The organism is Microcoleus sp. D3_18_C2 (assembly GCF_036702395.1).
GTDB lineage: Bacteria > Cyanobacteriota > Cyanobacteriia > Cyanobacteriales > Microcoleaceae > Microcoleus.
On the sequence record NZ_JAUBTG010000009.1, the window covers coordinates 12,540 to 39,143 of the forward strand.

The window sequence follows — 26,604 nt, forward strand, 5'->3', positions numbered from 1 at the left end:
GAGAAAAGAGAGAAATATTGATGTTTTTGAATTCCGAATCGGGTTGTTATATGCAGATATTCAAAAATCTTTTGGGTGAGGAAAGGAATGTTTATGCTCCCCCTAGATTCAGGGAGTAACTCTAAAATCTACAATCTAAAATCGAATGACCCATCTAGCTGGGCCGGAAATGTTAGCTCTCATGCTGGCTGCGTCGCCTAATGTAAAGGTGTGTCTTGATATTTTCCCCTCCAGCATGATATCATCAGGCTGCTCTATTTGGTTTGTTAATTTAGATGGGTTGTTAATAGAAAATTTACTAAATGAACCGCAGAGAACGCAGAGACCACAGAGGGGAGAGAAAGAGCAAATTATAATTTATTGATATGAGTATAATTTTCTATTAAACTGGAGCTATTGAAATGATATTGTTAAAACCCTGGCGTTTATTTTTATTAGGTCTAGTTTTTGGGATGGCTGTAATTTTATCAAATTGCGGCACTCCTTCAAACACTGTTAGCAATAATTCTCCAAGTCCGACAACTCCTGCTCCGGTTCCGGCTGGGGCTTTAGTTTACGGTGCGGGCGGGCCGCCGATTAATCTGGAACCGGGAAATATTACTGATGGCAATTCGGTGATTGTTATCGACCAAATTTACAATCGCTTGACTGATTTTAAACCGGGAACTGTGGAAATTGAGCCGAGTCTCGCTACTGAATGGTCAAGTTCTAAAGATGGTAAAACTTGGACTTTTAAGTTGCGTTCCGGGGTAAAGTTTCACGACGGTACGGATTTTGACGCGGAAGCTGTTAAGTTTAATGTGGATCGCTGGTGGGATGCGAAAAATCCTAACGGTTTTCGAGAAGCGGGCAAGAATTATCCGATTTGGAAAAATCTTTTTGCCGGCTTTAAGGGAGAAAAAGATTCTTTAGTAAAAGATGTGACGGTTGTTGATAAGTTTACAATTAAATTTGTTTTAAATCGACCTTTTGCTGCTTTTCCGTCGGCGATTGGGTCGGGTTATTTCGGGATGGCGAGTCCGGCGGCGGTGAAAAAAGCGGGTGCTAAATACGGCACTCCGGGGTCGCTGGCGGTGGGTACGGGGCCTTTTGTGTTTCGGGAATGGCGATCGGGCGATCGCATTGTTTTGGAGAAAAATCCGAATTATTGGAAAACGGGTACGCCAAAAGTCAATCAATTGGTAATTCGTTTTGTTGATGATCCGGCGGCGAGACTGGCTCAGCTACGAGCTGGACAACTTGATTTTACTGTGGATTTAACGCCGGATCAATTGCAAGAAGTTCAGGGAGATCCTAATTTAGAAGCTGTTGTGCGACCTTCTTTTAATGTCGGTTATTTAGCATTAAATCCGAGTTACGAACCTTTGTCAAAACCGGAAGTCAGGCGGGCGATCGCCCAAACAATTAACAAGCCAGCAATAGTCAAAGCTTTCTGGGGAGAACTCGGAAAACATGATTCGCAATTTATCCCGCCTGCGCTGAATTGGGCGGCGTCCGATCGAGTTAAAGATGATGAATTTAACCCACAGCAAGCTAAAGCAATGCTGGCGAAAGCCGGTTATCCGAACGGTTTTGATTTGGATTTGTGGTATATGCCCGTTAGCCGTCCATATTTTCCCACGCCGAAGCCGATTGCTGAGGCTTTGGCGGCGGATTTGAGCGCGATCGGGATTCGGGTAAAATTGCTGACAAAGGATTGGTCTGCTTATTTAGCCGATCGGCTCAAACCTCCCGGCTTTCAAGCTTTTATGTTGGGTTGGACAGGAGATTATGGCGATCCAGACAATTTTTATTATCCTCACTTCGGGCCGGGTTCGACGGCGGATTTGGGAAATTGGAAAAATCCGAAAGTTCTGGAACTTTTGGATCGGGGGAGGGCGAGTGGCGATAAAGCAGCTAGGGCGAAAATTTATGCGGAAGTTAGCGAGATTTTGCATGGGGAAGCTGTGCGTTTGCCGATCGTACATTCACAGCCGCTTTTAGGGAAACGCAAGAATATTCAAGGTTGGATTCCGAGTCCTTTGGGGTCTGAGTCTTTTGAGGATGTTAGTAAGTCTTGAATATGGCAGATTTTCCTTGTATCTAATTGTGTAGGGGCGGGTTTTACCAACAATATAGCCCTAATACCGACAATCTCAAAAACCCGCCCTCTTCTCTTGGTGGTTCCCTAAAAAAGGGCGGGTTTATCTATATTTTTAGTCATGCCAAATATTGCTCATAAAAAAAAACCTACCAATCACATAATAATATGTGAAAAAGCCGTAAAATCCGAGCCGATAGAATCTATATAAAAAACATGATTAATTATATTGTAAAACGTTTACTAGGACTATTGCCCGTCCTTTTCGGAATCACTCTGCTAGTATTTATCTTTTTGCATTTGATACCAGGAGACCCAGCTACAGTGCTTTTGGGAGAACGGGGAACTCCCGAACAGGTGGAAATTTTGAGAGCGAGATTAGGTTTAAATCAGCCTTTACCTTTGCAATATTTTGCGTTTTTATGGAGTTTGCTGTGCTTGGATTTGGGAAATAGCATTATTAGCGGTATCCCCATAATTGATGAAATTACAAGTCGCTGGCCTGCTACTTTTGAACTGTCTGTGGTGGCGATGTTGGTGGCACTGGTTATCGGAATTCCGGCGGGGATTTTGGCTGCTGTTCGGAAAAATAGCTGGCTGGACAATCTAGCGATGAGTGGTTCGTTAATTGGCGTATCTTTGCCGGTGTATTGGTTGGGATTGATGTTGATTTATTTGTTTGCTGTTTATCTGAAATGGCTACCTCCTAGCGGGCGCATTAGTGTAGATTTAGGGTTTGGTTTTAAGTCGATTACGGGTGTTTATGTTTTGGATGCGTTGCTGAGATGGGATTTGGTGGCTTTGCGGGATGCGATCGCCCATTTAATCCTGCCAGCTTTGACTTTAGGAACTATTCCTCTGGCTATTATAGCTCGCATCACTCGTTCTGCGATGCTGGAAGTGCTTTCTCAAGATTACATCCGCACTGCGAGGGCGAAGGGATTGCCGGAATATTGGGTGATTTTGAAACACGCTTTGAAAAATGCGTTTTTGCCGATCGTCACAACTATCGGTTTGCAGTTCGGCACTCTTTTAGGCGGCGCTATTCTGACGGAAACGATTTTCTCGTGGCCGGGAATTGGTTCTTGGATTTATAGCGGTATTCTGACGCGGGATTACCCAATAGTCCAAGGTGGAGTAATTTTTGTGTCTGTGACTTTTGTACTGATTAATCTGGCGGTTGATATTTCCTATGCTTTTTTAGATCCGAGAATTCAGTACCGTTAATTAAAAGGATATCAGACACGAAATGCTTGTTTAACATCCGGCCGCAGCAAGTAGTAAATGCTAGCTACTGCAAAACCCAGAGTTAAAAAATTGACTGCTGTACCGCCGCTGCCAAACATTTTGACAATTTGCGCGAGGGTGGCGATGATATGGACAATTAACGTTCCCGTCCAAGCCCAATTTTTGAGTTGAAACAAACCCCAAGTTAAGAGTAAAGAGAGGAGGCCTAAAATAAAACTAATTCCAGCAAAAATTGCAATGAAGCCGCCAATTACAGTGCCAACTTTTGCCCCGCCGAAAGCCGCACCGAGACCACCAAAAATGCCAGCAAAAAGTAAGATGAACAAGCCGTCAAGGAGGCTGAAAATGCCGCTAATTAGCTGCAAAATTGCCAGAACGGTAACGCTTTGAGGACGATTCATTTTTGTTTATTTTCCATTTTTAAGGGGATTTGGAAAACATTTTACCCTGTTGTGGGCACAGGGCTGATATGGATTCAGGGTTTACGCACCGCTACCCGTGAAACCGGGTTTATGAGAATAAGTGTGTCCATAGTGTGCCGTTGCGAGATTCGCACTGGCATATATCCCGCAGCGAGGGGCTCACGAGTCGGCAATGACCGAGTTTAGTCGATCGCCCGCTGCCCGATCGGCCTTTGTTGCTGCTGAGGATCACGCCCCGATCTCCCAAAAATGATATTATTTATTAAAATATATTTTTATTTGCCAGCAGCCGGGAGCGATTTTGTTTAGATCCACCTCTTTTGGCTGAAAAAACTTAACATTTTTTAATAACTTGCAAAGATTAGCTATAATTGTTTACAGGTGCGGGTTGGGGAACTTTTTTGAAATCACCCGATCGGATGAGTCTGAAAGACGATGCCAAGCATCAGCAAAAATTTTACCTTTAAGGTAATCCTGAGATTAAATTAGGTGAGTCGGTATGATCGTTAGCCCTAAAAAGGAAACTGCTCAGGTCAAGGTGGAAGATACTCAGACTGTAGACACCAATCAGACTGTAGACACCAAGGCCGCAGAGACCAAAATTGCAGATAAAAAAACCGCCCAAAAGCAGTCTCCGAAGAAACCCGCGCGCAAACCGCAGCGGTGGGCGATTGGGTTGGTTGCAGCCGGGTTGCTAGCTGTACCGACCACAATATATATAGCAAAAAGCCGATCGCAGCCGAAAGTAGATGCGATCGCCACTATGACAGTGCCGGTGGAAGCGCAAAACCTCACGGTGCGGATCACGTCTAGCGGCACGGTGCAGCCCGTACAGCGCGTGAATCTCAGCCCCAAAGGCTCCGGCCGGATCGCAGAATTATTTGTCGAACAGGGCGATAAAGTCGAAGCAGGACAAATCGTGGCCCGCATGGAAAGCCGCGATGTAGAAGCTCAACTCGCTCAAGCTAAAGCCCGCGAAGCCAGCGCGCGAGCTAGACTGGCCAAAATCGAAGCAGGAAATCGATCGGAAGACATCGCCAGCGCCCGAGCGCGCTTAGAGCAAGCCGAGGCCAGTCTCGCGCAAGCCCAAGCCGGTAGCCGCGTTGAAGAAGTTGCAGGAGCCAGAGCCCGCTTGCAGCAAACTCAAGCTGGCTTACAGCGACTGCGAGCCGGCAGCCGCGTTGAAGAAGTCAGCCAAGGGCGAGCTCGTTTAGCCCAAGCTCAAGCTCGTTTAGCAGACGCTCAAACTGGTAGTGTAAAACAAGAAATTGCCCAAGCACAAACGCAAATTGACTCGAGTAAAGCCCAAGCCGAACTAACAGCTCAACGGGTGGAACGCAACCGACCTTTAGTTGAAGAAGGTGCTCTGGCTAAAGATAAACTGGATGAATTAATTAAAGAAAATCGCACTGCCCAAGCTAAATTAATAGAATCTCAAAAACGCCTGCAACAACTGCAAGAAAGTCGGGAGTCCCAAATTCAGCAACTGCAAGCTGCTGTGCAAGTCGAGCAGCAAGCATTGAACCAATTGCAAAACGGCACGCGCTCCGAAGAAATTGCGAGAGCCGAAGCAGAAGTTGCCGAAGCTAGAAGCAAATTAGCGCAGCTAGAAAACGGCAACCGTCCAGAAGAAATCGCCAAAGCCGAAGCAGCAGTTGCTGAAGCCAAAAGTCAATTGGCCGCACAAGAAAACGGTTCTCGCCCGGAAGAAATAGCTCAAGCTCAAGCTGAATTAGAGGAAGCTCAAGCTCAAGTACGCTTTCAAGAAGTGCAGTTAGAAGATACGAAAGTTCGCGCTCCTTTTGCTGGAATTATTACCCAAAGATACGCCATTCAAGGAGCTTTTGTAACTCCGGCCACTTCGGCATCGGAAGCTACTTCGGCAACTTCGACATCGATTGTCGCTCTAGCTAGAGATGTGGAGGTTTTGGCGAAAGTCCCGGAGGCTGATATCAGTCAAATTAAATCTGGTCAAGAAGTTGAAATAGTGGCTGATGCTTATCCAGATAAAGTGTTTAAAGGTCGCGTTAAATTAATTGCGCCGGAAGCTGTTAAGGAACGGGATGTGACGCTATTTCAAGTGCGAGTTGCCATTGATACGGGCAAAGATTCGCTGCAATCGGGGATGAATGTAGATTTGAGATTTGTTGGTCAAAAGCTGAGCAATGCTTTAGTTGTGCCGACGGTGGCAATTGTGACTAATAAAGGTCAAACGGGTGTGCTGGTTCCTGATGAGAAACAACAGCCGCAGTTTAAGCCTGTTACGGTTGGATCGACTATTGGCAACAAGATTCAGATTTTGGAGGGTGCAAAAGCGGGCGATCGCGTTTTTACCGAACTTCCTCAAGGTAAAAAGCTGGAGGATATTATCAAGAATCAGAAATAGGGCATAGGGCATGGGCCACAGGGCAGGGGGCCTTATTTATCTCGATCGCTCTAGGGTGTTTTCTTTCCCCGGACATCCCCCCTAACCCCCCTTCTTAAGGGGGGGACAAGAGCAGTCATTCGATTTTAGATTTTAGATTTTAGATTTTGGATTGACTTGCGCGAGATAAATTCGGGGGCTTGAGGATTTTAGATTTTAGATTTTGGATTGATTCCACGGATAAATCCGGGGGCTTGTACCATCAAGAAATTCTTGGTCAAAGTCCCTCTTAATAAGGGGGAGTTAGGGGATCTAGACTCGGCTACAAGCGAGTTTATTATGGGTTTAAATATTAAGTTGACACCAATAATCCCAGTCCCAAATCTAAAATCTAAAATCTAAAATCGAATAATCCAATCCCAAATCGAAAATCGAAAATCTAAAATCGAATAATCCCCAATCTAAAATCGAAAATCTAAAATCTAAAATCGAATTATGGATATTGTTGAAAGCGTCAAAATGGCTGTCACAACTTTGATGGCAAACAAGCTTCGCAGCACCTTGACGATGTTAGGAATTATCATCGGCAATGCTTCTGTCATTTCGATGATCGGTATCGGCGAAGGAGCTCAAACATTTATCGAAGGACAGGTTAACTCTCTGGGTTCAAACTTGCTATTTATTATTCCCGGAAGTCCTGAAGCACAAAGCCGCCCGGTGATTCCGCCCCAGACTTTAGTAGTGGAAGATGCAGAGGCGATCGCATCTCAAGTTGCTTCTGTCGAAGAAGTCGCACCAACTCTCAATGATAGTCAACTCGTTACCTACCGCAACAAAAATGTCTCATCTTCCATTGTCGGAACTACCCCAGAGTTTCTGACAGTCAGAAGCTTTGATGTTGCCCAAGGTCGATTTTTAAACAAATTAGATTTAGAAAGACAGGAAAATGTGGTTGCTTTAGGATCGGAAGCAGCCGAACAATTGTTTGGTAATACACCGCCACTTGGTCAATACATCCGCATCAAAAACTCGACTTTTCAAGTGATTGGTGTCATGCAGGCGAAAGGCTCAAGTTTTGGCGACAATCAAGATATGAATGTTTATTTGCCGCTGACAACAATGGCAAATCGGATCGTAGGTCGCTCGTCTCCCTACGGTACAAAAGTAACATTTATTTCGGTTTCCATTAAAGATGAAAGTATGATGCAAGCAGCCCAATTTCAAATAGAAAATTTGCTCAGGTTGCGTCATAAAATTACAAAAGAAGATGATTTTACTGTTCGCAACCAGAAAGATTTAATGAATACTTTGGGCAGTATTACTGGTGCTTTGACGTTGATGCTGGCTTTCGTGGCGGCAATTTCGCTGTTTGTAGGCGGCATCGGGATTATGAATATCATGCTGGTTTCTGTTACCGAACGCACGAAGGAAATTGGATTGAGAAAGGCGATCGGAGCTTCTCAGCAAGATATCCTAATTCAGTTTATGATCGAGTCTGTGATTTTGTCAGCGGCAGGCGGGGCGATCGGCACTGGATTCGGTATCGGCGGCGTGCTTTTAGTCGCTGCTTTTACTCCCCTGCAAGCTAGTGTTTCCCCAATGGCGATCGCACTTGCAGTCGGTGTTTCCGGCAGTATCGGCTTATTTTTCGGCATCGTACCTGCAAAACAAGCTGCTAAATTAGACCCGATTGTGGCATTGAGAAGTGCTTAAGAAGTCAATAGTCATTAGTCATTAGTCATTGGTTATTTGTTGGTTTCAATTACCAATGCCCGATGCCCGATGCCCGATGCCCGATGCCCAATTCTAAATTTCCAATTCCCAATTCCCAAATTATGAATTTTATTGAAAGCGTCAAAATGGCCGGTCAAACGCTACTAGCCAACAAAACTCGCAGCAGTTTAACAATGATCGGGATGATTGTCGGCAATGCCTCAGTAATTGCGATGATTGGAATTGGAGAAGGAGCTCAAAAATTTGTAGCAGGACAAGTTCAATCCCTGGGTACAAATGTATTAATCGTGAGGCCTGGAGTTCCCAACGCGAGGCGAAGTACCATCTCAAGTGCGCCTCAAACTCTCGTATTGCCAGACGCAAAGGCGATCGCAACTCAAGTCCCATCCGTTCAAGGCGTGTCAGCAGAACTTAACAGTTCTGAAATAGTTCGCTACAGCAACAAAAATGTTTCGTCTCTAATTTTTGGCACAATTCCAGAGTTTCTAGAAGTTAGAAGCTTTGAAATGGCAAAAGGGCGGTTTTTGACCGAACTTGATGTTAAGCAAAGTAACCAAGTTGTAGTGCTCGGTTCAGAATTAGCCGAGAAACTTTTTGGCAATACAAATCCCTTGGGCGAACAAGTGCGGATCAAAAATGTCAGCGTCAAAGTAATTGGAGTATTGGCGCCCAAAGGCACATCTTTTGGTACGAATTTTGATAATTCCGCCGCTGTGCCGATCACCACAATGGCCAATCGCATAGTCGGGCGCAAATCTCCCTACGGTTTGGCTGTCACGTCGATATTTATTTCGATTAAAGATGAATCGCAAATGGACGCGGCGCAATTTCAGGTAGAAAACTTGCTGAGATTGCGGCACAAAATTACTACCGAAGATGATTTTACTGTCAGAAATCAGAAAGATTTAATGGCAAGAATGGGGGCCATTTCCGGCGCTTTGACTCTGATGTTAACTGCTGTTGCCAGCATTTCCCTATTAGTCGGCGGAATTGGGATTATGAACATTATGCTTGTGTCCGTTAGCGAACGCACTCAGGAAATTGGGCTCAGAAAGGCGATCGGCGCATCTCAACAAGATATCTTGTTTCAATTTATTGTCGAAGCTGTGATTTTATCCGCTGCCGGAGGGATAGTCGGTACTTGCGTAGGTGTCGGTGGTATCTTGCTTGTAGGTAATTTCACGCCTTTGCAAGCTGGAATATCACCCGTGGCGATCGCCCTTGCTGTCAGTGTATCCGGTGCAGTAGGCCTCTTCTTCGGCGTTGTCCCCGCCCGCCAAGCCGCCAAACTCGACCCGATCGCAGCTTTGAGGAGTGCTTAATAAATATCTACTTAGTCCGTTACACAATCCGCTCATTTATGATATGGGAATAGGGGTTATATAAAAATTTAAAAAAAATGTTTTTTTGTAAAGATTTAACAAAATGGGACTGTTTGAGGAACTTTTTTAAAGAGTATTTTGACTTACATTTACAGCGCAAAAGTTCATCAAAAACCCATTAAATGTTAAAGATTTAATAAACCTTTATTGTGGCGTTTGCTTACGAACAACAAAGTTTAATAATATTAAATCTGGGGTAAACAGACTTAAGCATCTACAGAGTTTACGAAACCTTTGCGATTTAATCAAAATATCCAATAAATCAACATGGCATCCCTGACCCCTAGTCCTCAATTTGACTATCTCGAAGGAACCACCCAACCAGACAGATTTAACGCTTTGGATGGCAACGACATAATTTATGCCAACAGCGGAGACGACTATCTCGAAGGCGATGTCGGCAAAGACAAAATCTGCGGCGACCAAGGCAACGATACTATCATTGGCGGTGCAGACGACGACATCCTCTGGGGAGGCAAAGGCAGCGACCTAATTGGTGGCGATTCCGGCAACGATCTCATCTACGCGGGCGCCGGTAGCGATACCGTGAGCGGCGGCACAGGCGATGATATATTTGCCATTGCTAAAGGCAGCGGCGGCCCAACTTTAGCCACAGCCGATAACATCGCCGACTTCGGCAACGGCAATGACAAAATTCGATTGCTAGACGGCCTGGGCTTTGAAGATTTAAACATCCAGCAAGGCACCGGCGCTAACAGCAACAGCACCATAATTCAAGACAAACTCACGGGCGAGTATTTAGTAGTATTACCGGGAGTCAACAGCAACACAATCAACCGCGACCAATTCACCAATCAGCTATCGGGAAACCCTGTCATTGAGTGGAACGGAGTCATGCTGAATGCAGTGCGGACAGCCAACAGTGCGCCTCCTCTGGCCTCCCGCAACATGGCAATGGTTCACGCAGCCATTTACGATGCTGTTAACTCGATCGGCAAAAAATACAGCCCTTACCAGGTCAACATAGATGCACCAGCAGGCACATCAGCAGAAGCTGCCACCGCCGCAGCCGCCCATCGCGTCTTAGTCAGCGTCTACCCAGCGCAAGCAGCCACATTCAACGAAGTATACGCATCGTCTTTAGCTAAAATTACCGATGGCAAAGCTAAAGAAGACGGGATTGCCCTCGGACAGCAAGTTGCCGACCAAATTATCAGTTTGCGGAATACAGACGGCATCGCCAAAGTAGTGGAGTACAACCCCTCAAGCAACCTTGGCAGTTGGGTTCCGACTCCCCCCGCCCTTGCCGCCCCGCTGGCACCACAGTGGGGAGAAGTTACTCCCTTTGCCATGACTAGCGGTTCTCAGTTCCGCCCGCCCGGCCCGCCCGCCCTTGACAGCGCGAAGTACGCAGAGGAAGTTAACTACGTCCAAGAAATCGGCAAAAGTGACAGCCTCACACGCACCCCAGACCAAACAGTCATCGCCAAATTCTGGGCCAACGGCGCTGGGACGTTTACCCCTCCGGGTCACTGGAACCAAATCGCCGAAGAAACAGCGACTCTCACTGGTCAATCCTTAGAAGATAGCGCCCGCTTATTCGCCCTGCTGAATATTGCTCTCGCCGATGCAGCTATTAGTTGCTGGGATGCCAAGTACCAGTACAATTTATGGCGGCCGCTGACAGCTATCCGCCAAGCTGACACAGACAACAATCCCAACACGACAGCCGACCCCCTGTGGACGCCTCTGCTAACTACTCCGCCGTTCCCTGAGTATACCTCGGGCCACAGTACCTTTAGTGGTGCCGCCGATCCTGTTATGAGTGCTGTATTTGGTTCAGATTACGGCTTTGCCGATCGAGGCGATCCATCTGTCAACACTTTGCGAACCTACGAGAACTTCAGCGAAGCGGCCGACGAATCGGGTATAAGTCGAATTTACGGAGGGATTCATTTCATGAGTGCTAACGTAAATGGTTTGAGTGCGGGTAGAAATCTGGGGAATTATGTTCTCCAGAATTTCTTAACAGCCTAGGAAAGTTGGGACGGGTTTACGAGATTGCTGAGATGTTGCACCATTTTCAATAATCTTTTTAGGAACAGGCAAGATGCCTGTTCCACAAGAAATCAACTCTTTGTGGAACAGGCATCTTGCCTGTTCCTAATTATTCCAGCAGTTCTACAGTGCCGAGATACCCGTCTACTCGCACTTTTTGACCGTCTCGGAAGCGAGTTGTAGCTTCAGCAATATTCATAACTGCGGGAATTTTGTACTCGCGAGCGATTATTGCTCCGTGAGATAGTTGGCCGCCAACTTCGGCGATAATTGCTGTTGCTCCTAATAGCAGCGGTGCCCAACCTGCATCGGTGTAAGGAACTACTGCGATCGCATTTTCTCCTAAATCCGTGCTCGCAGTGCGGCAAATCTTGACAAAGCCTTCGACACTACCAATACTTGCTGGAATTCCCTGGATGATATTAGTTTCCGATGTTGCGGAGTCGATCGCCCTTGTCTGAGAATTCGGCAGCAAATTGCCGTAGACTACAGGGGGAATCGGGCGATCGCGATCGGCTTTTAACTGTTGGCGCCTTTGGCTAATTGTATCCTGAAAAGAAACACTCGCGCCGCTGCGAATCCACTGCTGAATTTCCCCAAATTCCAGATAAAAAATATCCCCGCTTTCCTGAAACACCTGCATTGCCAATCCGCAAGCTTCAATCTCCAAAAAAGTCCACCGTAAATGAGCCAACAACCGCGCGTAAATTTCGCTAATCTCGTTTTTGACAAGCGCTCTTTCTTGACATTTATCTAATCGCCACTTCTGCGAAAAAGTCAATTTTGTTTCACGCTTTTCAACTAAATTATTTTCGGCTTTTTGAGCCATATTTATTAGCAACTTTTGATAAACTTCCGGTTGTTCTCGCCAAGTAGGAACAGCAATATCCGTTCCCACCTCGCTCAAATATCCGTAAATATCAAGCCACTTTTCCAAATCTGCTTGTAAAGCCGGAGTTTCCGCAAATGTCTGTGCTAAATCTGCGACTGAACCAGTTTCGTCAGACTGCGAAACACCAGCTTGTCGCAATTTCTGAGCCAACTGCTGTAAAGCTCGCACCGAAGCAATTTCAGGAGCGCTGTCATTAGCCAGCCAGTCATCATTAACGCGAAAAATTGCCTTGCGAATAGCCAGCCCGATCGGCCCTAATATATTGTAGTAAGTAATCGGTTTCAGCCACTCCTGAATTTGCTCCGCTCTCTCCAACAATTCCAACAAATATTGATAATCGAGCCTTGGGCATTGGGCATTGGGCATTAATATTTCTTCTTCGCTCCAACCTCTTCCTTCTTCCTTCTTCCCTCTTCCTTCTTCCTTCTCCAAACTTTGCAGTGCCGGGAGGAAAATAGAACTACGATCGCCCTTAAATTCTGCATTGAGCGCCCTTTCTCGCTGCACCAGACGCCACAAACCAGGCAAAGAAGGCAAAATCTTCCCCAAAGGTGGCTTGCCCATCTTTTGCCCTCTCAGCAAAAATTCCAAACCCTGCTCCGGCAATCCCATCATCCGAAAAATTTCGCCCAACAAAGTCGCATTAAAATAGGCGTGAGAACCCAGCAAAGTTGCCGTTTCATTAAAGTTTAAGCCACTGGCGCGATCGCCCAAAACCACCTTGAAAATCTCCCCCCAAACCCCGCAAGTCAGCGGCCGATTAATCGACCAAGTTAGCGGGCGAATTGCACCGGGAATCACTTCTGCTGCAATAGTGCGCGTCCAAAAAGGCTGCAAATTAGTAATCGGGCGGCTTTGCAAAATCCAAACTTTTTCCCCGTCCCAACTCCACTCAATATCCTGCGGAATTCCGTGAAAAAATGCTTCAATTGCTTGGGCTTGTTTCACCAATTCTGCTAAAATGGATTGATCAATAATTGAATTACTTTGAACTTCAGTTAATTTTTTTTCTAATAATTCAGGTTGACTAAAATCAATTTCTAAATGAACCGGAGTACATTGTCCGCCGACAACAGCTTCTGCTCCTCCCGGTAAAGCTTCTATAATTACCTGGGAACCGCCATCTAAAGGATTGCGACTGAACATCACTCCCGCAAATTCGCTGTCAATATAAGGCTGAATTAATACAGCCATTTTGGTGTCTGGCAATTGTCGCTGTCGGCGGTAAGCCACAGCTTCGGAAGTCCAATAAGACTGGCGGCAGCGATTAATGCCGTCGAGTAATTCTGCTTCAGTGAAAACAGGGCCAATAGTTTGATATTGTCCGGCGGCTGAACTCGTATCGCCATCTTCTCCCGCAGCAGAAGAACGCACAATCATTCGATTTTGGATTTTGGATTTTAGATTTTGAATCAAAGCATGGGGAATTGACAATTCATCACTATTTCCTCGATACCCGATGCCCGATGCCCCATGCCCGATGCCCGCTTCTTGTGATAATATCCAACCAGCAGGTACGTTAAATCCGGCTCGTTTGAGTTGAGACAATTTAGCCGCTTTATCACCGCAGATTGCAGCATCTAACGAGTCATCAAGAGAAAACAATTGTTCTGATTTAGATAAAGCCATATCATCACCTTGACTGAAATTAATTGCTGCTAACAACAAAGCTAATCCTGCTGCTGCTAAAAATTCCGGCATTGATTGTCGCCACACCCAAACCCAGATTGGGGTACACAGACACCCGCAACGGGAAGCAAAGAGTCTCGCCCGATCGCCCTCACCCCACCACCGCTGTGCCAAACCCCACACCAGCAGCCCCCAAATGCCCGATGATACAGCCACCGGCGGCGAAAATACCAAAAGACCCCAAACAGCATTGGTCACGCCTCCACCTCCGGCGATCGCATATCTGCCCGCAACTAGAGGAATTAACAGGGCAAGTGCGATCGCAGGTGCATCCGGGAAGCAAAATCGCCCCGCCAAAACCGGCAAAATACCCCTGGCAATTTCCGCCAACACCGCAGCAATTCCCGCTAATTTCCCGCCGTGAATGAAAGCTGCAGACACTCCCACATTCCCCGTGCCCAGCGCCCTCAAATCTCGGCGGCTAAACACTCGCACCGCCCATCCCGTTAGCGGTAAAGCACCCAGGCTGAAACTCGCAGCCAACAGCAATGCTATTGTCCCCAACGGCATAAAATCTGCTCTCCTATTTTCAACCTCTAAACATTATGACGGCAATTCTGTCAATTTTTCTGTCTTCCGATATATCAACAAAACGGCATTAGCACTTAAGATAATGTAAAAGTAGAGTAGATAAGGATTTAGCCTAATGATAGATATCAGCGTGACCACTCCCATAGCAGTTGTTGTTGCACCGCTCAAGCGAGTAATGATTGAGCTGCTGATGCAGCAGCCAGCGCCGGAATTAAGTATCAGCTTGGCGACTCCAATAGGAGTTCTTATTGTTGGCTTTCTTGCCGCAGTTACGATCGGGTCGATCGCCTGGTACAACTCCAAGCGCCCACCCGGTTGGGAATCCAAAGAACGCCCTGATTTTGTACCGAAAGTTGATAAAGACGATTTGATTGCTGATGTTTCTGACTCCAAAGGTAAATAAAACAAAGTTTCTTTAGAGGAATAAAAGCAGGACTTGTGCATTAATTAATGAGAAAACTCGGTCAGTGCGAGTTTGTCATTGCCAGCCGGAGCGCTGCAATTTCAATGGTTCATTTTCCCATTTTTTGCACAAGTCCTAGAAATTTAAAATCCCCATCTAAAATATCAAATATCGGTAATGTGCGCCCTAAGCATCCTAAATATACAGGGCTTACGAAAAAAGTAAGTAGTTTTACATGATACATATAACGTAAGGTGCGCCATAAGCACCATAGATATACAGGACTTACGAAAAAAGTAATTTTAGAGGATTAATATAGGGTAAGGTGCGTCCAGCGCACCTAGAGATTCTGCGTCCAAGACAGATATAGAATTTCTGGATAAATACTTGTGAATATAGTGTAGGGGCTATTCTGAAAAAACCCCTACAAATCGGCGATACCGCGCCAGTTATGCTAGCTTATTTTTGCAGCGGATTGAGTTTCGTAACCGAGCTTTCCTTGGCATCTTCAGCGCTATCTTTCAGGAAAGCAGAAGCATCCTTAAAGGCGGCGCCTACTCTCTCTAAAATATTGGCATCGGGATCGCTGCGATCGAATACGGGTTGAGCCTTAGCCGGCTGTCCGTCTGGCGCTTCTAACAGAGTTTTATCTCCGCCGAGTTCGAGGTCGAACTTGTCAGTTTCCATCGGTGCAGAACCCGGATAAAGCAGCTTTGAGGAATTAGATTCAGCGGTAGTCGCAGCCAGGAGACGATCGCCGATAATCGCCAAATCAGCCCGATTCTTTTCTGCTTGAGCAGGGGACTGATTTACTTTAGGATCTGTGGAGGTTTTATAATTCGTGTATCCATCACCGCCACCCTTGTGAGGGTTATTCATTCCTCCAGCTTGAACGGGAGGATTCTCAGGCCGAGCTCCTCGAACATCGCCCGCATTGCAAGCGGTACTGGTAAACAGCAGCACACCTGCCATAAATACAGTCAACAATTGACTCAAAAATTGACCGATACGCAGTCTTTTAAAAAAAGCAGTTACAGTGTTCACAAAACTTTTCCAAATTTTTACTACTACTTGTTAAGAGTAAAAGTTAAGTCCCCATCCCTGCCTCTAACGGCGGTGATACTTTGGTGCCAGTTGCTATCGACTTTTTTATAACTTTAGAGGGATTTCATCAACGGCGGCTATTTTTCCAAAGCCAAGCATAATCATAGGGTGCGCCAGTTCCAATAGTTGGAGGAATTGAAGAGTTTTTTGTTTCTGACCCACCCTACAAGCTCCTAATTAGGGAATTGTTCGACTTTCGCTTCAGCTTGCAAAGTTAGCACACCAGATTCCACATTTAGCTGCTGAATTCGCAGGGACATTCCCTCAATTTCAAAATTTCGCAAGTTTAAAACCTCACCAGCTTTGTCCGCCAAAGCTTCAGTTAACTCCGGCGAAAATTCCTTGTTTTCGGGATACTCGACATCCTGAAGAGAAATTGCCCAACCGCCCGCTGCGATCTCAGGTTTTGCTGTAAAATAAATTTTTTCATTGGAGGCAGTTTCCTGCACCCATATCTCAGCATTTAAAGCGATTTTTCCGGCTAGCAATTGGCACTCAATAGTTTTAACGTCTATTGTCCGCAGTTGTCCGTCAACAGTAACTTTTAAGTTTTTCAGTTTCCTGCTGATGTATTCGGAATTAAAAGCGCGGTTGATATCGCTTTCTGTTAAAACTGCGCGCGCCCCACCGAAGGCAGGCCCGTTCAGTTCAATTTTGCCAAACATAGCGGTGAGGGGATTGACAGCAATATCCTTGACGTGAATTTGCAATTCTTCCACGCGCAAATCTTGCTGCATTACCAACCCTGTGCCCTCAACGGCAACGGCCTCTACTGAGCCCTGGGCTAGCTGGATCGGATCGGTGTTGACTGTGACAGACAAAGTTTCGGATTCGTCTAATTTGCTCGTAATAGCAATCTCTGCCACTTTGTCGATCGCCTGTTCCCCTAAACTTCTATTTTGTTGAAGCACGCTCAGAATTCCTAATAATATTGTTTTCAAAATAGTAGTTAATACCTAAGTCATTTACCGTCTTCCTCTCGGCTGGTTTCTCGTCTGAAAAAAACTTAGCCAAAGACAGAGGGTTTCCAGAAAATTGCTAAAATTAATCAGGTAGTCTTCGGCGCACTCTACATTGCCCGAAAGCATCCAGCATACAAGCCCCCAGATTCATTCCGAAAGCAGACTCAGGACCGGTGAAATAAGAAACCTGTATCCGATGAAACTTGCCGAACGTATTTATCGGTGGGGTCAATGCTTCAATTCTAAAATCTAAAATCTAAAATCTAAAATCTAAAATCGATTGACTCGGTTGCAAAGCGGTGAAAACTCAAAAACTCGGATTTTTGCCAAAAGTCTTTTCGAGAAGTTCGATCGCCCGGTACAATTAAGTTAAGAGCCGGCACCGCCATTTGCAATGAATCCAGAATCAACTCTCGCTAGACTACAAGCTACACTTCCCGACGGAAAACTGCCTTCTAGCTACGGGGTATACTTCAAAAACACCCTAGTAGCCCTATGTCACGCCCTAGAAGACCACATCTTGCAAACCAGTGGCGGGGACAAGAGCGAACTCCAACCCTTAGTTTTGGTAACGTTTCAGCAGGGTAAATGGTATTTACAGGAAGCCGATCGCTACCTAGATATTGCTAATGCCTCTAGGCGCGTTGTCATAGGTGCAGTAGCCGACAGCGGTTTCGCTACCCACAAAACCGGGCAATTAGAAAATGTATCTTTAATAAATCTCGATGAAAACGACCCCATAATCCAAGAATGGAATTTAATCATCCTCGCCCCGACATACAAAGCAATGGTGCTTTGTCGCGAACTTTCAGATCGGGAATACTTGCCCGAGGGCAAGCCAGAAGTAGATACAGAACGAAAGTTCTACGGTTTGTGGTCGTTTGACCAGTCTTTGGTGTCGGCTGCAGCAGAAATTTTTATAGAACAGACGCGACATTACAACTCTCCTCTGGCAGACACTTTGCTGGAAATGCACCACGAAATCCTGGCAACCAAAGGCCCGCCCTTGGCCGACATTAGTGGCGTGGTATCGCGGATAGTCACTTACCTGCAAAGTTCTCAGCAGCAAATGGTAGCAATTAACCGCCAAACCCGCGAGTTGTGGGAATTGGAAGGTCAAGCTTTGCGTGTCAGTCGTAATTTGAACGCTAACAAACTTCAAGCTTTTCTGCGAATGGCCCAGCGCGTGGACGAACGCGATACCTCAAATCCTACAGCGTCCTTGCAGGTGGCGGCTTTGTCGGAAACTTTGGGTCAACTGCTGGATTTGCCGGCTTTGCAGTTGCGGAGGCTGCGGCTGGCTGGATTGCTATTTCGAGTCGGCTTAATTTCGGCCCCGAATGAGGTGTTCGATCGCACTCCCGATGCTTTTGACGAAGCAACTTTCTCGTTTTGGCGCGATCGCAGTTTCATTGGTTCCCAACTGCTGCAAGCAATGCCGGAACTAGCACCTGTAGCGGAAATTGTCAAGCATAAACTTGAATATTGGGACGGCAGCGGCAGGCCAGAGGGTTTGCGAGCCGAAGCGATACCGATGACTTCGCGGATTTTGGGGTTAGTCGCTTATTTTCAAGAACTGACTCAACCACGTGGCGATCGTCCGGCTTTGAGTTTGAGCGAAGCTTTGGAACAGTGCCGCGAACTGTCGGGCACTCGCTTCGATCCGGCTTTGCTGGAAACTCTCAGCAACGTCGTCAGAATGACAGAAATTGGTTTGATGGAGTTACCAACTCGCCCAAGCCAACTGCCTAACGTGTGGTTGGAGGAGGGCGATCGAACGACCTCGGCCGCTCCGGCATTATAAAATAACTCGACTGTTGACTGTTGACTGTTGACTGTTGACTGTTGACTGTTGACTGTTAACCAACAACTGACAACCAACAACTGACAACTGACTAATGACTAATGACCTCGAAGCCATACGCAAAGGCAAAATTTTGATGTTGGCCGGCACTGATTTAGCCGGCCAAGACTTAGCGGGAGCGGATCTCGCCGGTGCTAACTTGTCTCAAGCCAACTTGAGTGGAACTAATCTCGCCGGCGCTAACTTGCAGCGGGCAGTATTGCGAGCCAACCTCCGCGGCGCTGACTTGAGCGGCGCCAACCTGCGAGGGGCAGATTTTCGGAATGCCGATTTGCGGGGAGCTTCCTTCGCTAACGCTTTAGTCCGCGACGCCAGTTTTGGGGGTGCTTTTTTGACGGGGGCATCCATCGGCAATTTGGATTTGAGCGGTGTCGATTTGCGCGGCGCCGATTTGCGGGGCGCTGCTTTGGCTAGGGCAATTTTGCTTGGTGCCGATTTGAGCCATGCCAATTTATCCGGCGCTGATTTATCGGGAGCTGACTTGGAAGAAGCGATCCTGAATGGAGCCGTACTGCGCGGCGCTAACTTGACCGGGGCTAATTTGCTTTGCGCCATGATGGAACAAACCCTTTGGGATGGAGCTTTGCTCGATCGCGCCTGTCTCCAAGGCACCCCCCTGAGCCCTTAAATTTCAACAATGTTGTTTTGAAGACAGACAAAAAACAAGATCTGCTTATGAGGTGAATAAGCACAAGCAATTTTTACATTTCTTAATATGAGGTTATAATGGCGACTGTAGATGAGCAAACGAATAAATGGTAGCAGCTTTGTTTAGCGGTACATCCTTTCAAGGTCAAAGTGGCGATCGCCTTGTTAGTAAAGTAGCAGGAGCTGCGATCGCAGCCTTATTCAAGCGTTCTGAAAAGGCCGAGGCCAACATCCGAGTCGAACCAGTAGCCAAACTCTTGCAGGGAAGCATCGACGGTTTCGACTTCGTTGGCAAAGGTATGTTGATGTACAACGGCCTTCGCATAGAAGTGATGGAACTCTATCTGCAAGCACTCTCCATTGATTTTGGGGCGATTTTTGCAGGTCAAGTGAAATTACGGCAGCCTACCCAGGCAAATATGCGAGTAGTCTTAAGTCGATCGGATTTAACCACCTCATTCAATACACCTTTTGTAGTTGAAAAACTCCAGAAGCTGAAGTACCAAGAGCAATCTCTGCACTTTCAAAACACTGAAGTCAGCTTCGGAACCGACAAATCAATTCGGCTTCAGTCCGAAATTACCGTAGGCGAGGCCAGCGAACCGGTCAAAATAGATATTACAGCTCAGTTGCAAGTAGAAGACAGACGCAAAATCCAATTTGTCAGCGTTACTTACGGCGGTGACGAGCAAGCAGTAGACTTGGGTCAAGCTATAATTGCCCACGTAAATAACTTGCTAGACTTAGACAAATTTGCCTTAGAAGGCACTCAACTGCGAGTAGACCGCTGCCGAGTTCAGAACGACGAGCTGGTTTTCTACGGTTGGGCTGGTATCGAACAGTTCCCCAAAGGCAAGCGCTAAACCTCAGCAAGCTGAGGTTTGCCCAGCCATCTAGTTTGGAAAAAGAGCATTTTTTAGTTAGCAAACAACCCGCACCGGCGGGTTTTGCTTTAGATTTTAGATGGGAGGAAAAATCTAAGATATAAAATCTCGCATCTAAAGTCGATCGACGCAAAATCAGCACTGAGGTTGATTCGATCTGGCAAATTATTTTGATAGATTTAAATAATAAATTAAACCACCCTCAAGAATAAAGATGCTCGGATTTTATTTATTTTGTATCTACGTTGCAGTCTTGTCCGTGTTGGCCGGGCCGAACCACCGCGGGTCTGAGAAATGGTGGGTAGAAATTGTCACCGATTTGCCCCACTGTACCTACTATTTTGGCCCCTTCGACACCGACAAAGAAGCCTCCAGCAATATTCCCGGCTACGTCGAAGACCTCGAAAGCGAGGGAGCTAAAAGGGTTAGTATCCGCATCAAACGCTGTCAGCCTTCGCATCTTACCATTTGCGAAGAAGAATTATCAGCAACTGTAGAGATTTAAAAAAGTTGAGTTTTGACTTAACTCAAACCTCAACAATAATATAAACACACTCTTCTTCTAGTCCTTACCTTGCGGACTTTGTATGTCTAGCAGTGACTTACAGCCACCCAGCCTAAAACTCTCCTCCACCAAAATGCTGATTTGATGCAGCACTTACTCTCAAAAATTACCTGCGTCAAATCAGCACTGAGGATGAGGCGATCGAGTTATTTGCCCGGATAAGTTGATAAGAGTAAACACTACTTAAGTATTCCCAGAGGTAAATATGTTTGAAATCTCTATGTTGGGTATGTTTTTCACGGCTTTTTGGCTACTAGGTCAACCTACTAGCAGCACTCGACGCGACGAATGGTGGGTAGAAGTTGATACAGATTCGCCAAAGCGTACCTATTACTTTGGGCCCTATGACAGCAGAGAGGAAGCTTCTGACAAATCGACCGGCTACATCCGAGACCTGGAAAACAAAGGAGCTAAAAAAATTACCATCAACCTCAAACAAGGTAGCCAACCTACTCAGCTAAGAGCTAGTGAAGAGTCTTGAGAAGGTGGGAAACTGCCAATTACGGGCGAAGAAAAGTTGACTTATTAACAGGGTATTTTTCAAATGAGATCGCGCTGGCATACAGTAGGGACACAACAATGCTGTGTCCCGATGAAATAGTGAAGAAAGGGTATTATCTGCGTCCGAGAAATGCACGCTTTTTCAATTAAAACAGCAGGAGTCCCGCAGTCTAACGGTACTCCGGTGAGTGACGGGAGGAATGCGCGTGAGGCTCAAGAGCTGAACAAATTATCTATAAAAACAACAGAATTTCTTCCATACGTAATACAATATTGTCATGAAACAAGTCCTGACAGTATCTACAATTATTTATGTTATGCCTGGGAATTGTCACCCTTGATTTAAAACATCGATTTTAACTAGATAAAGAGAAAAGCCGATCGCCAAAAGATACAATTAAAGTGCGATCGGCTAATTGCGAGAGCCATTTTTCCGGTATTCCCCCCTCCCCGTAAAAAGCCCCCGCCAACTGTCCGTAAACCGCACCAGTTGTATCCGCATCGTCGCCCAAATTCACAGCCAACAAACAGCCTTCGGCAAAAGAAGAACTGTTGTAAAACGCCCAAAGTGCCGCCTCCAAAGACTTGACAACATAACCAGTACCTTTAATTTCAGGAGGTTGTCGCAATTTAAAAGAACCCGTCGCAATCTCATCAATCTCTGCTACCAGCGGATTTGCGGCCCAATATCCCGAAATAGGACAATATCTTTCCGACAGCAACACATCTTTAGCAACTCCATTCACCGCCCCCGCAATTAAAGCACCCAAATAACGGCAAGCATCCACACAAGTAGCAGCAGCGTGAGTAGTTCTCGAACTTTCTCCAGATTTTTCTATGACTTCCAAAGGATTTGTAGCATAAAACAAAGGCACGGGAGCCAAACGCATAATCGAACCGTTGCCAGCAGTCTGAGCATCGGTAAAACCGCAGTAAGGTTTTCTTGTATCTTCAAACTTCCAAAGAGCTTGCTGAACCGTATTGCCAATATCAAAACACTCGCCCGTACTGCTCAAATGTCCGTCTCGCCACCACCGCAAATAAGTTTCTAACTGATGGACTGGATCGAAACCTTGCTTCTCAATCAAACTTTGGGCCAAACAAAGCGCCATCGAAGTATCATCCGTCCACTCACCCGGTTGCAGTCGAAACGGGCCACCGCCAATCATATCGTTAATAGGTGTAAAAGTTCCGGGGCGACAGAACTCTAAACTTGTTCCCAAAGCATCGCCAACTGCCAAACCGAGAAGACTGCCGCGATAACGTTCAATTTATTGCATAACGTAATTAAAAATCAATAATTAGTAAGCCCGTTATTATTGAATTATCATATAGCAATCCTTGCAGGAGTCGTGAATTTTTTACCCCTCCCCAACTCTCCCCGAACTCGCGGGGACGGAGTAAGAAATTCACAAATGATGCGAGGATTGCTATAGCTTGTCAAAACTATTTCTCTCTTCTCCTCTCTATTCTCTTTCTCTGTGTCCTCTGCGCCCTCTGCGGTTAATAAAAAAAATCTTGTTCACAAACGAAGCTGAGCCAAAAGACCGATCGAGCTAATATTGATGTTAACCTGTCCCTACCTGAACTCAGACCTGTCCATGACACCCGATGCCACCGCCGGAGCCGCTGCCGCCCCTCAATCAACACCCGAAGTCAGCTTGGAGCTGCAAGTCAGACTCAAAACCGAAGATGGACAGCTACTGTTGCTACTCCCCCCAGAAACCAATAGCGAACCCGCAACAGCCTCCGCCTCGACTTGGACTGAACTTTGGCAGCAGCTAAAAGTCAGACTGAACGCAGGAGAACGCTTTTGGCAGCCAAACGCAGAAGTACAATTGATGGGGAACGATCGACTTTTAGATATCCGCCAACTGCAAGAAATCGCCGATGCCCTCTCCGAAGTGGAACTGCAACTCAAACGAGTCCACACCAGTCGCCGCCAAACCGCCGTTGCCGCAGCTACAGCAGGCTATTGTGTAGAACAGCAGCCTCCGGTTTCTTCCCTGAATAAAGCCGCCGCTGAAAAACCGCAATCGCTGGCGGAACCTTTATATTTGCAGATGACAGTGCGATCGGGCGTAGAAATTCGCCATCCGGGCACCGTCGTACTTTTGGGAGACGTAAATCCCGGCGGCTCAGTCATCGCCGGAGGCGATATCCTAGTTTGGGGCCGTTTGCGGGGAGTCGTGCACGCCGGTGCCGGTGGCAACACCAAAAGCGTGATTATGACCTTGCAGATGGAACCGATGGTGATTAGGATTGCTAAGTATGTTGCCAGAGGCCCAGAAACCTCACCCGCTCAGTTTTTCCCGGAAGTCGCCTATGTGACGCCCCAAGGGATTCGGATCGGTAGAGCCTCTGATTTTGACAAATCGCAGTTAGTCGGGGGTAATGAGTAATCGGTAATTGGTAATTGGGAATTGGTAATGGGTAATTTGTAATACTATTTCTTTTTAAGCCTGCACTTGATAATTTTTCCCTTGGCTAAATCAGCCACTAAAGGACGATTTTAAAATTAAGTGCAGTTTCATATAGAATTAGTATTACAAGGACAGTTTTGAGTGTTAAGTTAATTCACTGAATAACAAATTACTGCCAACTTCCCAAATAATAATTGCTAATTATCAACCAATAATAAAATCAATTACCAATTCCCAATTACCAATTCCCAATTACCAGTTACTAATTCCCAATCATCAATTCCCAATAAATCTAAAATCGCTTATGGCTCGCATTATTGTTGTTACATCAGGGAAAGGCGGGGTAGGAAAAACCACCTCCACAGCCAATCTCGGCATGGCTTTAGCTAAGCGGGGGCGCAACGTTGCTGTAATTGATGCCGATTTCGGTCTCAGAAATTTAGACTTGCTGCTAGGCTTAGAAAATCGGATTGTTTACACGGCATTAGAAGTTCTCGCTGGAGAGTGCCGATTAGAGCAAGCTTTGGTGAAAGATAAGCGGCAGCCGCGCTTGGTGCTGTTGCCGGCTGCCCAAACTCGGATGAAAGATGCCATCAGCGCCCAGCAAATGAAGCAGCTTGTGGGGATGTTGGGAGCAAAATACGACTATATTTTGATCGACTCTCCTGCTGGCATTGAACAAGGTTTTCAAAATGCGATCGCGCCGGCTCAAGAAGGGATAATTGTCACCACTCCCGAAATCGCTGCTGTCCGCGATGCCGATCGAGTCATCGGCCTGCTGGAAGCCAACAACGTCAAGAAAATCAACCTGATCGTCAACCGGATCAGACCCGCAATGGTGCTGGCAAATGATATGATGTCGGTGCAAGACGTGCGGGAAATCCTCGCCATTCCGCTGTTAGGCGTGGTTCCCGACGACGAGCGCGTCATCGTTTCCACCAACCGAGGCGAACCATTAGTATTGTCGGAAACGGCCTCTTTAGCTGGAACTGCCTTCGACAATATTGCCCGCCGCTTAGAAGGCGAAAAAGTTGATTTTCTAGATCTCAATCCCCATCGAGAAAACTTCTTTACTCGCCTCCGCAAGTTCTTAAATACTAAAATTATGTGATGTGCTGCAATATGGGCGATCGATCTTTAACAGCAGCGACTTCATCAAAAAAACTAGCCCAAATTTTCCCCCAGTGACACCAGTTCCCAAAAAGAATGAAACTGTAGGTCAACTTTAAACCATTAGGGAATGAGTGATTCCCCAATCGAAAATCGAAAATCGTATAACGTTTTCTATGCCTAACCCTTGACAAATCAGCCTGACCCATGATACACACACTTCTCGAACGACTTTTCCCGCGCACCCCTGACAACAGCCGCGACGAGGTAAAACGGCGCCTCAAACTGGTTCTAGCCCACGATCGCTCAGAACTCAGCCCAGAAATGGTTGAGTCGATGCGCCGAGAAATTCTAGAGGTGGTGTCTCGCTACGTGGAAATCGATACCACTGGGTCTGAGTTCTCGCTGGAGAGCGACCAGCGGGCCACAGCACTAATTGCAAATCTTCCGATCCGGCGAGTCAGGATCGAGCATCCACCGGAGAATTTGCCCAAGAATTTGCCCCCGAATCGGCCCGAAAATCGACCCGAATATGTACCGGAGTATGTAGTCGAAATTCTCCCCGACACTACGGAGTGATAGGGATTGAGATTTTATTGTCAGGCAAAGAGTTCGATTCGAGCCGATCGGCATTTAAATTAAACTATAGCAACCGCTTTCGTCGGTTAGAAAATAGACTACAATTAGTGGCCAGTTTTGCAGAGCGAGCGCGCCGACTTTTGGGCCCAAACTGTACATTTATACATCCTTCATCAGGTCATCCGAGCGATCGAGTTAAATGGCATGAAAAAAATCGAAGTTGCTCAAGAGTTGGGCCTCCGTCGCAACACCATCGACGCCACAAGTCGATGGTATTGCATCACAGGAGACTTCCAAGCGGAGGGCCTTGTGGAAACGGCCTGGTAATGGTCACTTGCATCACAAAACAGAGTCAAGTTCCGAGAGTTCAAAATACACAAGCACAATAACCCAAGTTGAGAATACACAACTGTGGGAGGCAGGGCATGATTACTTTGTACTCAGACCCAAAAAATAATTAAGAGTTGTCATCCCTATTGACATCTGCACAGTTAGCTAATATTCTTATTATTTAAGATTAAAAATTCTACAACTATTTCCAGCAAAAACTTAAAAAAGTTTTCAAGTCCGCGCCTCCCTCCATAACCACTTCTAATAAAGAGGAAGATTGAATCATGGCAGTATCTCTGAGCAAAGGACAACGGATATCGCTTGAGAAAATTTCACCCGGTCTCTCAGAAGTATTCATAGGACTGGGATGGGACGTTAAAGCTACAGACACGGGCTCTGACTTTGACCTAGACTCATCATTGTTCCTCTTAGGTGCTAACGAAAAATTAATTTCTGACAACCACTTCATTTTTTACAACAATCTCACAAGTCCAGATCCCGACAAATCAGTGCAGCACCTGGGAGATAATCTCACGGGGGCCGGCGAGGGGGATGATGAAGTTATCAAAATCAACCTCAAAAAAGTGCCTAATGATGTCCAAAAAATTCTTGTAACTGTAACCATCCATGAAGCACAGCAACGCCGTCAAAATTTTGGTCAGGTGCAAAATGCCTTCGTGCGGCTCGTTAATGCCCAAACACAACAGGAAGCTGTTCGCTATGACCTGGTAGAAGATTATTCCATAGAGACAGCACTGATCATGGCTGAACTCTACCGGAAAGACGGCGAGTGGCGTCTCAATGCAGTGGGCTCAGGTTATCAAGGTGGTTTACAAGCATTACTCGATCGCTATAGCTAAAAGGTAAAA

At 46.3% G+C, this 26,604-nt stretch carries 23 protein-coding genes; 18 read left to right on the forward strand and 5 right to left on the reverse strand.

All coding sequences use genetic code 11. The features are described from left to right. Positions 1–145 precede the first annotated feature (145 nt). The 3 genes from QUA88_RS08280 to QUA88_RS08290 all read left to right on the forward strand — a co-directional run bounded on the left by QUA88_RS08280 (position 146) and on the right by QUA88_RS08290 (position 3,307). Entirely contained in the window at positions 146–364 is a 219-nt protein-coding gene (locus tag QUA88_RS08280; RefSeq protein ID WP_333209475.1) for a hypothetical protein, read from the forward strand. Between the two features lie 37 nt (positions 365–401). Beyond that, complete coding sequence (locus QUA88_RS08285) at positions 402–2,060, forward strand: ABC transporter substrate-binding protein (RefSeq protein ID WP_333209477.1); 1,659 nt, start codon at positions 402–404, stop codon at positions 2,058–2,060. 236 nt (positions 2,061–2,296) lie between these two features. Then, positions 2,297–3,307, forward strand: a complete 1,011-nt coding sequence (locus QUA88_RS08290; RefSeq protein ID WP_333056061.1) for an ABC transporter permease — start codon at positions 2,297–2,299, stop codon at positions 3,305–3,307. An 11-nt stretch (positions 3,308–3,318) separates the two neighbouring features. On the opposite strand, the gene QUA88_RS08295 is transcribed toward QUA88_RS08290, so the two are convergent. After that, positions 3,319–3,729 (reverse strand): hypothetical protein, encoded by a 411-nt coding sequence (locus tag QUA88_RS08295; protein ID WP_333056062.1) that lies wholly within the window; start codon positions 3,727–3,729, stop codon positions 3,319–3,321. A 520-nt stretch (positions 3,730–4,249) separates the two neighbouring features. Here QUA88_RS08295 and QUA88_RS08300 point away from each other — a divergent pair. The 4 genes from QUA88_RS08300 (at position 4,250) to QUA88_RS08315 (ending at position 11,229) form a co-directional block, all read left to right on the forward strand. Next, positions 4,250–6,136 (forward strand): efflux RND transporter periplasmic adaptor subunit, encoded by a 1,887-nt coding sequence (locus QUA88_RS08300; protein ID WP_333056063.1) that lies wholly within the window; start codon positions 4,250–4,252, stop codon positions 6,134–6,136. Positions 6,137–6,610: 474 nt separating this feature from the next. Then, complete coding sequence (locus QUA88_RS08305; RefSeq protein ID WP_333056064.1) at positions 6,611–7,828, forward strand: ABC transporter permease; 1,218 nt, start codon at positions 6,611–6,613, stop codon at positions 7,826–7,828. Positions 7,829–7,950: 122 nt separating this feature from the next. Continuing rightward, positions 7,951–9,171: an ABC transporter permease gene (locus tag QUA88_RS08310; RefSeq protein ID WP_333056109.1), complete on the forward strand. Its 1,221-nt coding sequence runs from the start codon at positions 7,951–7,953 to the stop codon at positions 9,169–9,171. A gap of 327 nt (positions 9,172–9,498) precedes the next feature. Next, positions 9,499–11,229 (forward strand): chemotaxis protein CheB, encoded by a 1,731-nt coding sequence (locus QUA88_RS08315; RefSeq protein ID WP_333056065.1) that lies wholly within the window; start codon positions 9,499–9,501, stop codon positions 11,227–11,229. A 130-nt stretch (positions 11,230–11,359) separates the two neighbouring features. Here the strand turns inward: QUA88_RS08315 and QUA88_RS08320 are convergent, their stop codons facing one another. After that, positions 11,360–14,341, reverse strand: a complete 2,982-nt coding sequence (locus QUA88_RS08320) for a glycerol-3-phosphate acyltransferase (RefSeq protein ID WP_333271191.1) — start codon at positions 14,339–14,341, stop codon at positions 11,360–11,362. A 211-nt stretch (positions 14,342–14,552) separates the two neighbouring features. On the opposite strand from QUA88_RS08320, the gene psb35 reads away from it, so the two are divergent. Then, positions 14,553–14,765: a photosystem II assembly protein Psb35 gene (gene psb35 / locus QUA88_RS08325; RefSeq protein ID WP_333271282.1), complete on the forward strand. Its 213-nt coding sequence runs from the start codon at positions 14,553–14,555 to the stop codon at positions 14,763–14,765. A 459-nt stretch (positions 14,766–15,224) separates the two neighbouring features. Here the strand turns inward: psb35 and QUA88_RS08330 are convergent, their stop codons facing one another. Beyond that, positions 15,225–15,809, reverse strand: coding sequence for a DUF6658 family protein (locus tag QUA88_RS08330; protein ID WP_333232072.1), 585 nt, complete (start codon positions 15,807–15,809; stop codon positions 15,225–15,227). A gap of 233 nt (positions 15,810–16,042) precedes the next feature. After that, positions 16,043–16,810, reverse strand: coding sequence for a DUF2993 domain-containing protein (locus QUA88_RS08335; protein WP_333271194.1), 768 nt, complete (start codon positions 16,808–16,810; stop codon positions 16,043–16,045). Between the two features lie 415 nt (positions 16,811–17,225). Between QUA88_RS08335 and QUA88_RS08340 the strand changes: the two genes are divergently transcribed. The 5 genes from QUA88_RS08340 to QUA88_RS08360 all read left to right on the forward strand — a co-directional run bounded on the left by QUA88_RS08340 (position 17,226) and on the right by QUA88_RS08360 (position 21,273). Then, positions 17,226–18,635 carry an HD domain-containing phosphohydrolase gene (locus QUA88_RS08340; RefSeq protein ID WP_333056069.1) on the forward strand — a complete coding sequence of 470 codons (1,410 nt, stop codon included), beginning with the start codon at positions 17,226–17,228 and terminating at the stop codon, positions 18,633–18,635. Positions 18,636–18,729: 94 nt separating this feature from the next. Beyond that, positions 18,730–19,323, forward strand: a complete 594-nt coding sequence (locus tag QUA88_RS08345) for a pentapeptide repeat-containing protein (RefSeq protein ID WP_333056070.1) — start codon at positions 18,730–18,732, stop codon at positions 19,321–19,323. Positions 19,324–19,450: 127 nt separating this feature from the next. Beyond that, positions 19,451–20,206, forward strand: coding sequence for a DUF2993 domain-containing protein (locus QUA88_RS08350; protein ID WP_333056071.1), 756 nt, complete (start codon positions 19,451–19,453; stop codon positions 20,204–20,206). 235 nt (positions 20,207–20,441) lie between these two features. Beyond that, on the forward strand, positions 20,442–20,732 hold the full coding sequence (locus QUA88_RS08355) for a DUF1816 domain-containing protein (protein ID WP_333056072.1): 291 nt from the start codon (positions 20,442–20,444) through the stop codon (positions 20,730–20,732). A 265-nt stretch (positions 20,733–20,997) separates the two neighbouring features. Further along, positions 20,998–21,273 (forward strand): DUF1816 domain-containing protein, encoded by a 276-nt coding sequence (locus QUA88_RS08360; protein WP_333056073.1) that lies wholly within the window; start codon positions 20,998–21,000, stop codon positions 21,271–21,273. Between the two features lie 376 nt (positions 21,274–21,649). Here QUA88_RS08360 and QUA88_RS08365 read toward each other — a convergent pair whose 3' ends face one another. Next, positions 21,650–22,564 carry an ADP-ribosylglycohydrolase family protein gene (locus QUA88_RS08365; protein ID WP_333232132.1) on the reverse strand — a complete coding sequence of 305 codons (915 nt, stop codon included), beginning with the start codon at positions 22,562–22,564 and terminating at the stop codon, positions 21,650–21,652. 330 nt (positions 22,565–22,894) lie between these two features. Between QUA88_RS08365 and minC the strand changes: the two genes are divergently transcribed. The 5 genes from minC (at position 22,895) to QUA88_RS08390 (ending at position 26,595) form a co-directional block, all read left to right on the forward strand. After that, positions 22,895–23,695, forward strand: coding sequence for a septum site-determining protein MinC (gene minC / locus QUA88_RS08370; RefSeq protein ID WP_333056111.1), 801 nt, complete (start codon positions 22,895–22,897; stop codon positions 23,693–23,695). Positions 23,696–24,020: 325 nt separating this feature from the next. Beyond that, a complete protein-coding gene (gene minD / locus QUA88_RS08375; protein WP_333056075.1) occupies positions 24,021–24,827 on the forward strand; it encodes a septum site-determining protein MinD in 807 nt (268 codons plus the stop codon). 206 nt (positions 24,828–25,033) lie between these two features. Further along, on the forward strand, positions 25,034–25,405 hold the full coding sequence (gene minE, locus QUA88_RS08380) for a cell division topological specificity factor MinE (protein WP_333056077.1): 372 nt from the start codon (positions 25,034–25,036) through the stop codon (positions 25,403–25,405). 117 nt (positions 25,406–25,522) lie between these two features. Next, positions 25,523–25,732: a hypothetical protein gene (locus tag QUA88_RS08385; protein ID WP_333056078.1), complete on the forward strand. Its 210-nt coding sequence runs from the start codon at positions 25,523–25,525 to the stop codon at positions 25,730–25,732. Positions 25,733–26,019: 287 nt separating this feature from the next. Further along, a complete protein-coding gene (locus tag QUA88_RS08390) occupies positions 26,020–26,595 on the forward strand; it encodes a TerD family protein (protein ID WP_333056080.1) in 576 nt (191 codons plus the stop codon). Positions 26,596–26,604 lie beyond the last annotated feature (9 nt).

Coding starts and splice junctions, on each gene's coding strand:
- QUA88_RS08290 (WP_333056061.1), top strand. CDS start 2,297: ATGATTAATTATATTGTAAAACGTTTACTAGGACTATTGCCCGTCCTT.
- QUA88_RS08315 (WP_333056065.1), top strand. CDS start 9,499: ATGGCATCCCTGACCCCTAGTCCTCAATTTGACTATCTCGAAGGAACC.
- QUA88_RS08350 (WP_333056071.1), top strand. CDS start 19,451: ATGGTAGCAGCTTTGTTTAGCGGTACATCCTTTCAAGGTCAAAGTGGC.
- QUA88_RS08305 (WP_333056064.1), top strand. CDS start 6,611: ATGGATATTGTTGAAAGCGTCAAAATGGCTGTCACAACTTTGATGGCA.
- QUA88_RS08310 (WP_333056109.1), top strand. CDS start 7,951: ATGAATTTTATTGAAAGCGTCAAAATGGCCGGTCAAACGCTACTAGCC.
- QUA88_RS08340 (WP_333056069.1), top strand. CDS start 17,226: ATGAATCCAGAATCAACTCTCGCTAGACTACAAGCTACACTTCCCGAC.
- minC (WP_333056111.1), top strand. CDS start 22,895: ATGACACCCGATGCCACCGCCGGAGCCGCTGCCGCCCCTCAATCAACA.
- QUA88_RS08360 (WP_333056073.1), top strand. CDS start 20,998: ATGTTTGAAATCTCTATGTTGGGTATGTTTTTCACGGCTTTTTGGCTA.
- QUA88_RS08355 (WP_333056072.1), top strand. CDS start 20,442: ATGCTCGGATTTTATTTATTTTGTATCTACGTTGCAGTCTTGTCCGTG.
- QUA88_RS08295 (WP_333056062.1), bottom strand. CDS start 3,729: ATGAATCGTCCTCAAAGCGTTACCGTTCTGGCAATTTTGCAGCTAATT.
- QUA88_RS08285 (WP_333209477.1), top strand. CDS start 402: ATGATATTGTTAAAACCCTGGCGTTTATTTTTATTAGGTCTAGTTTTT.
- QUA88_RS08320 (WP_333271191.1), bottom strand. CDS start 14,341: ATGCCGTTGGGGACAATAGCATTGCTGTTGGCTGCGAGTTTCAGCCTG.
- QUA88_RS08390 (WP_333056080.1), top strand. CDS start 26,020: ATGGCAGTATCTCTGAGCAAAGGACAACGGATATCGCTTGAGAAAATT.
- minE (WP_333056077.1), top strand. CDS start 25,034: ATGATACACACACTTCTCGAACGACTTTTCCCGCGCACCCCTGACAAC.
- QUA88_RS08300 (WP_333056063.1), top strand. CDS start 4,250: ATGATCGTTAGCCCTAAAAAGGAAACTGCTCAGGTCAAGGTGGAAGAT.
- QUA88_RS08345 (WP_333056070.1), top strand. CDS start 18,730: ATGACTAATGACCTCGAAGCCATACGCAAAGGCAAAATTTTGATGTTG.
- minD (WP_333056075.1), top strand. CDS start 24,021: ATGGCTCGCATTATTGTTGTTACATCAGGGAAAGGCGGGGTAGGAAAA.
- psb35 (WP_333271282.1), top strand. CDS start 14,553: ATGCAGCAGCCAGCGCCGGAATTAAGTATCAGCTTGGCGACTCCAATA.
- QUA88_RS08280 (WP_333209475.1), top strand. CDS start 146: ATGACCCATCTAGCTGGGCCGGAAATGTTAGCTCTCATGCTGGCTGCG.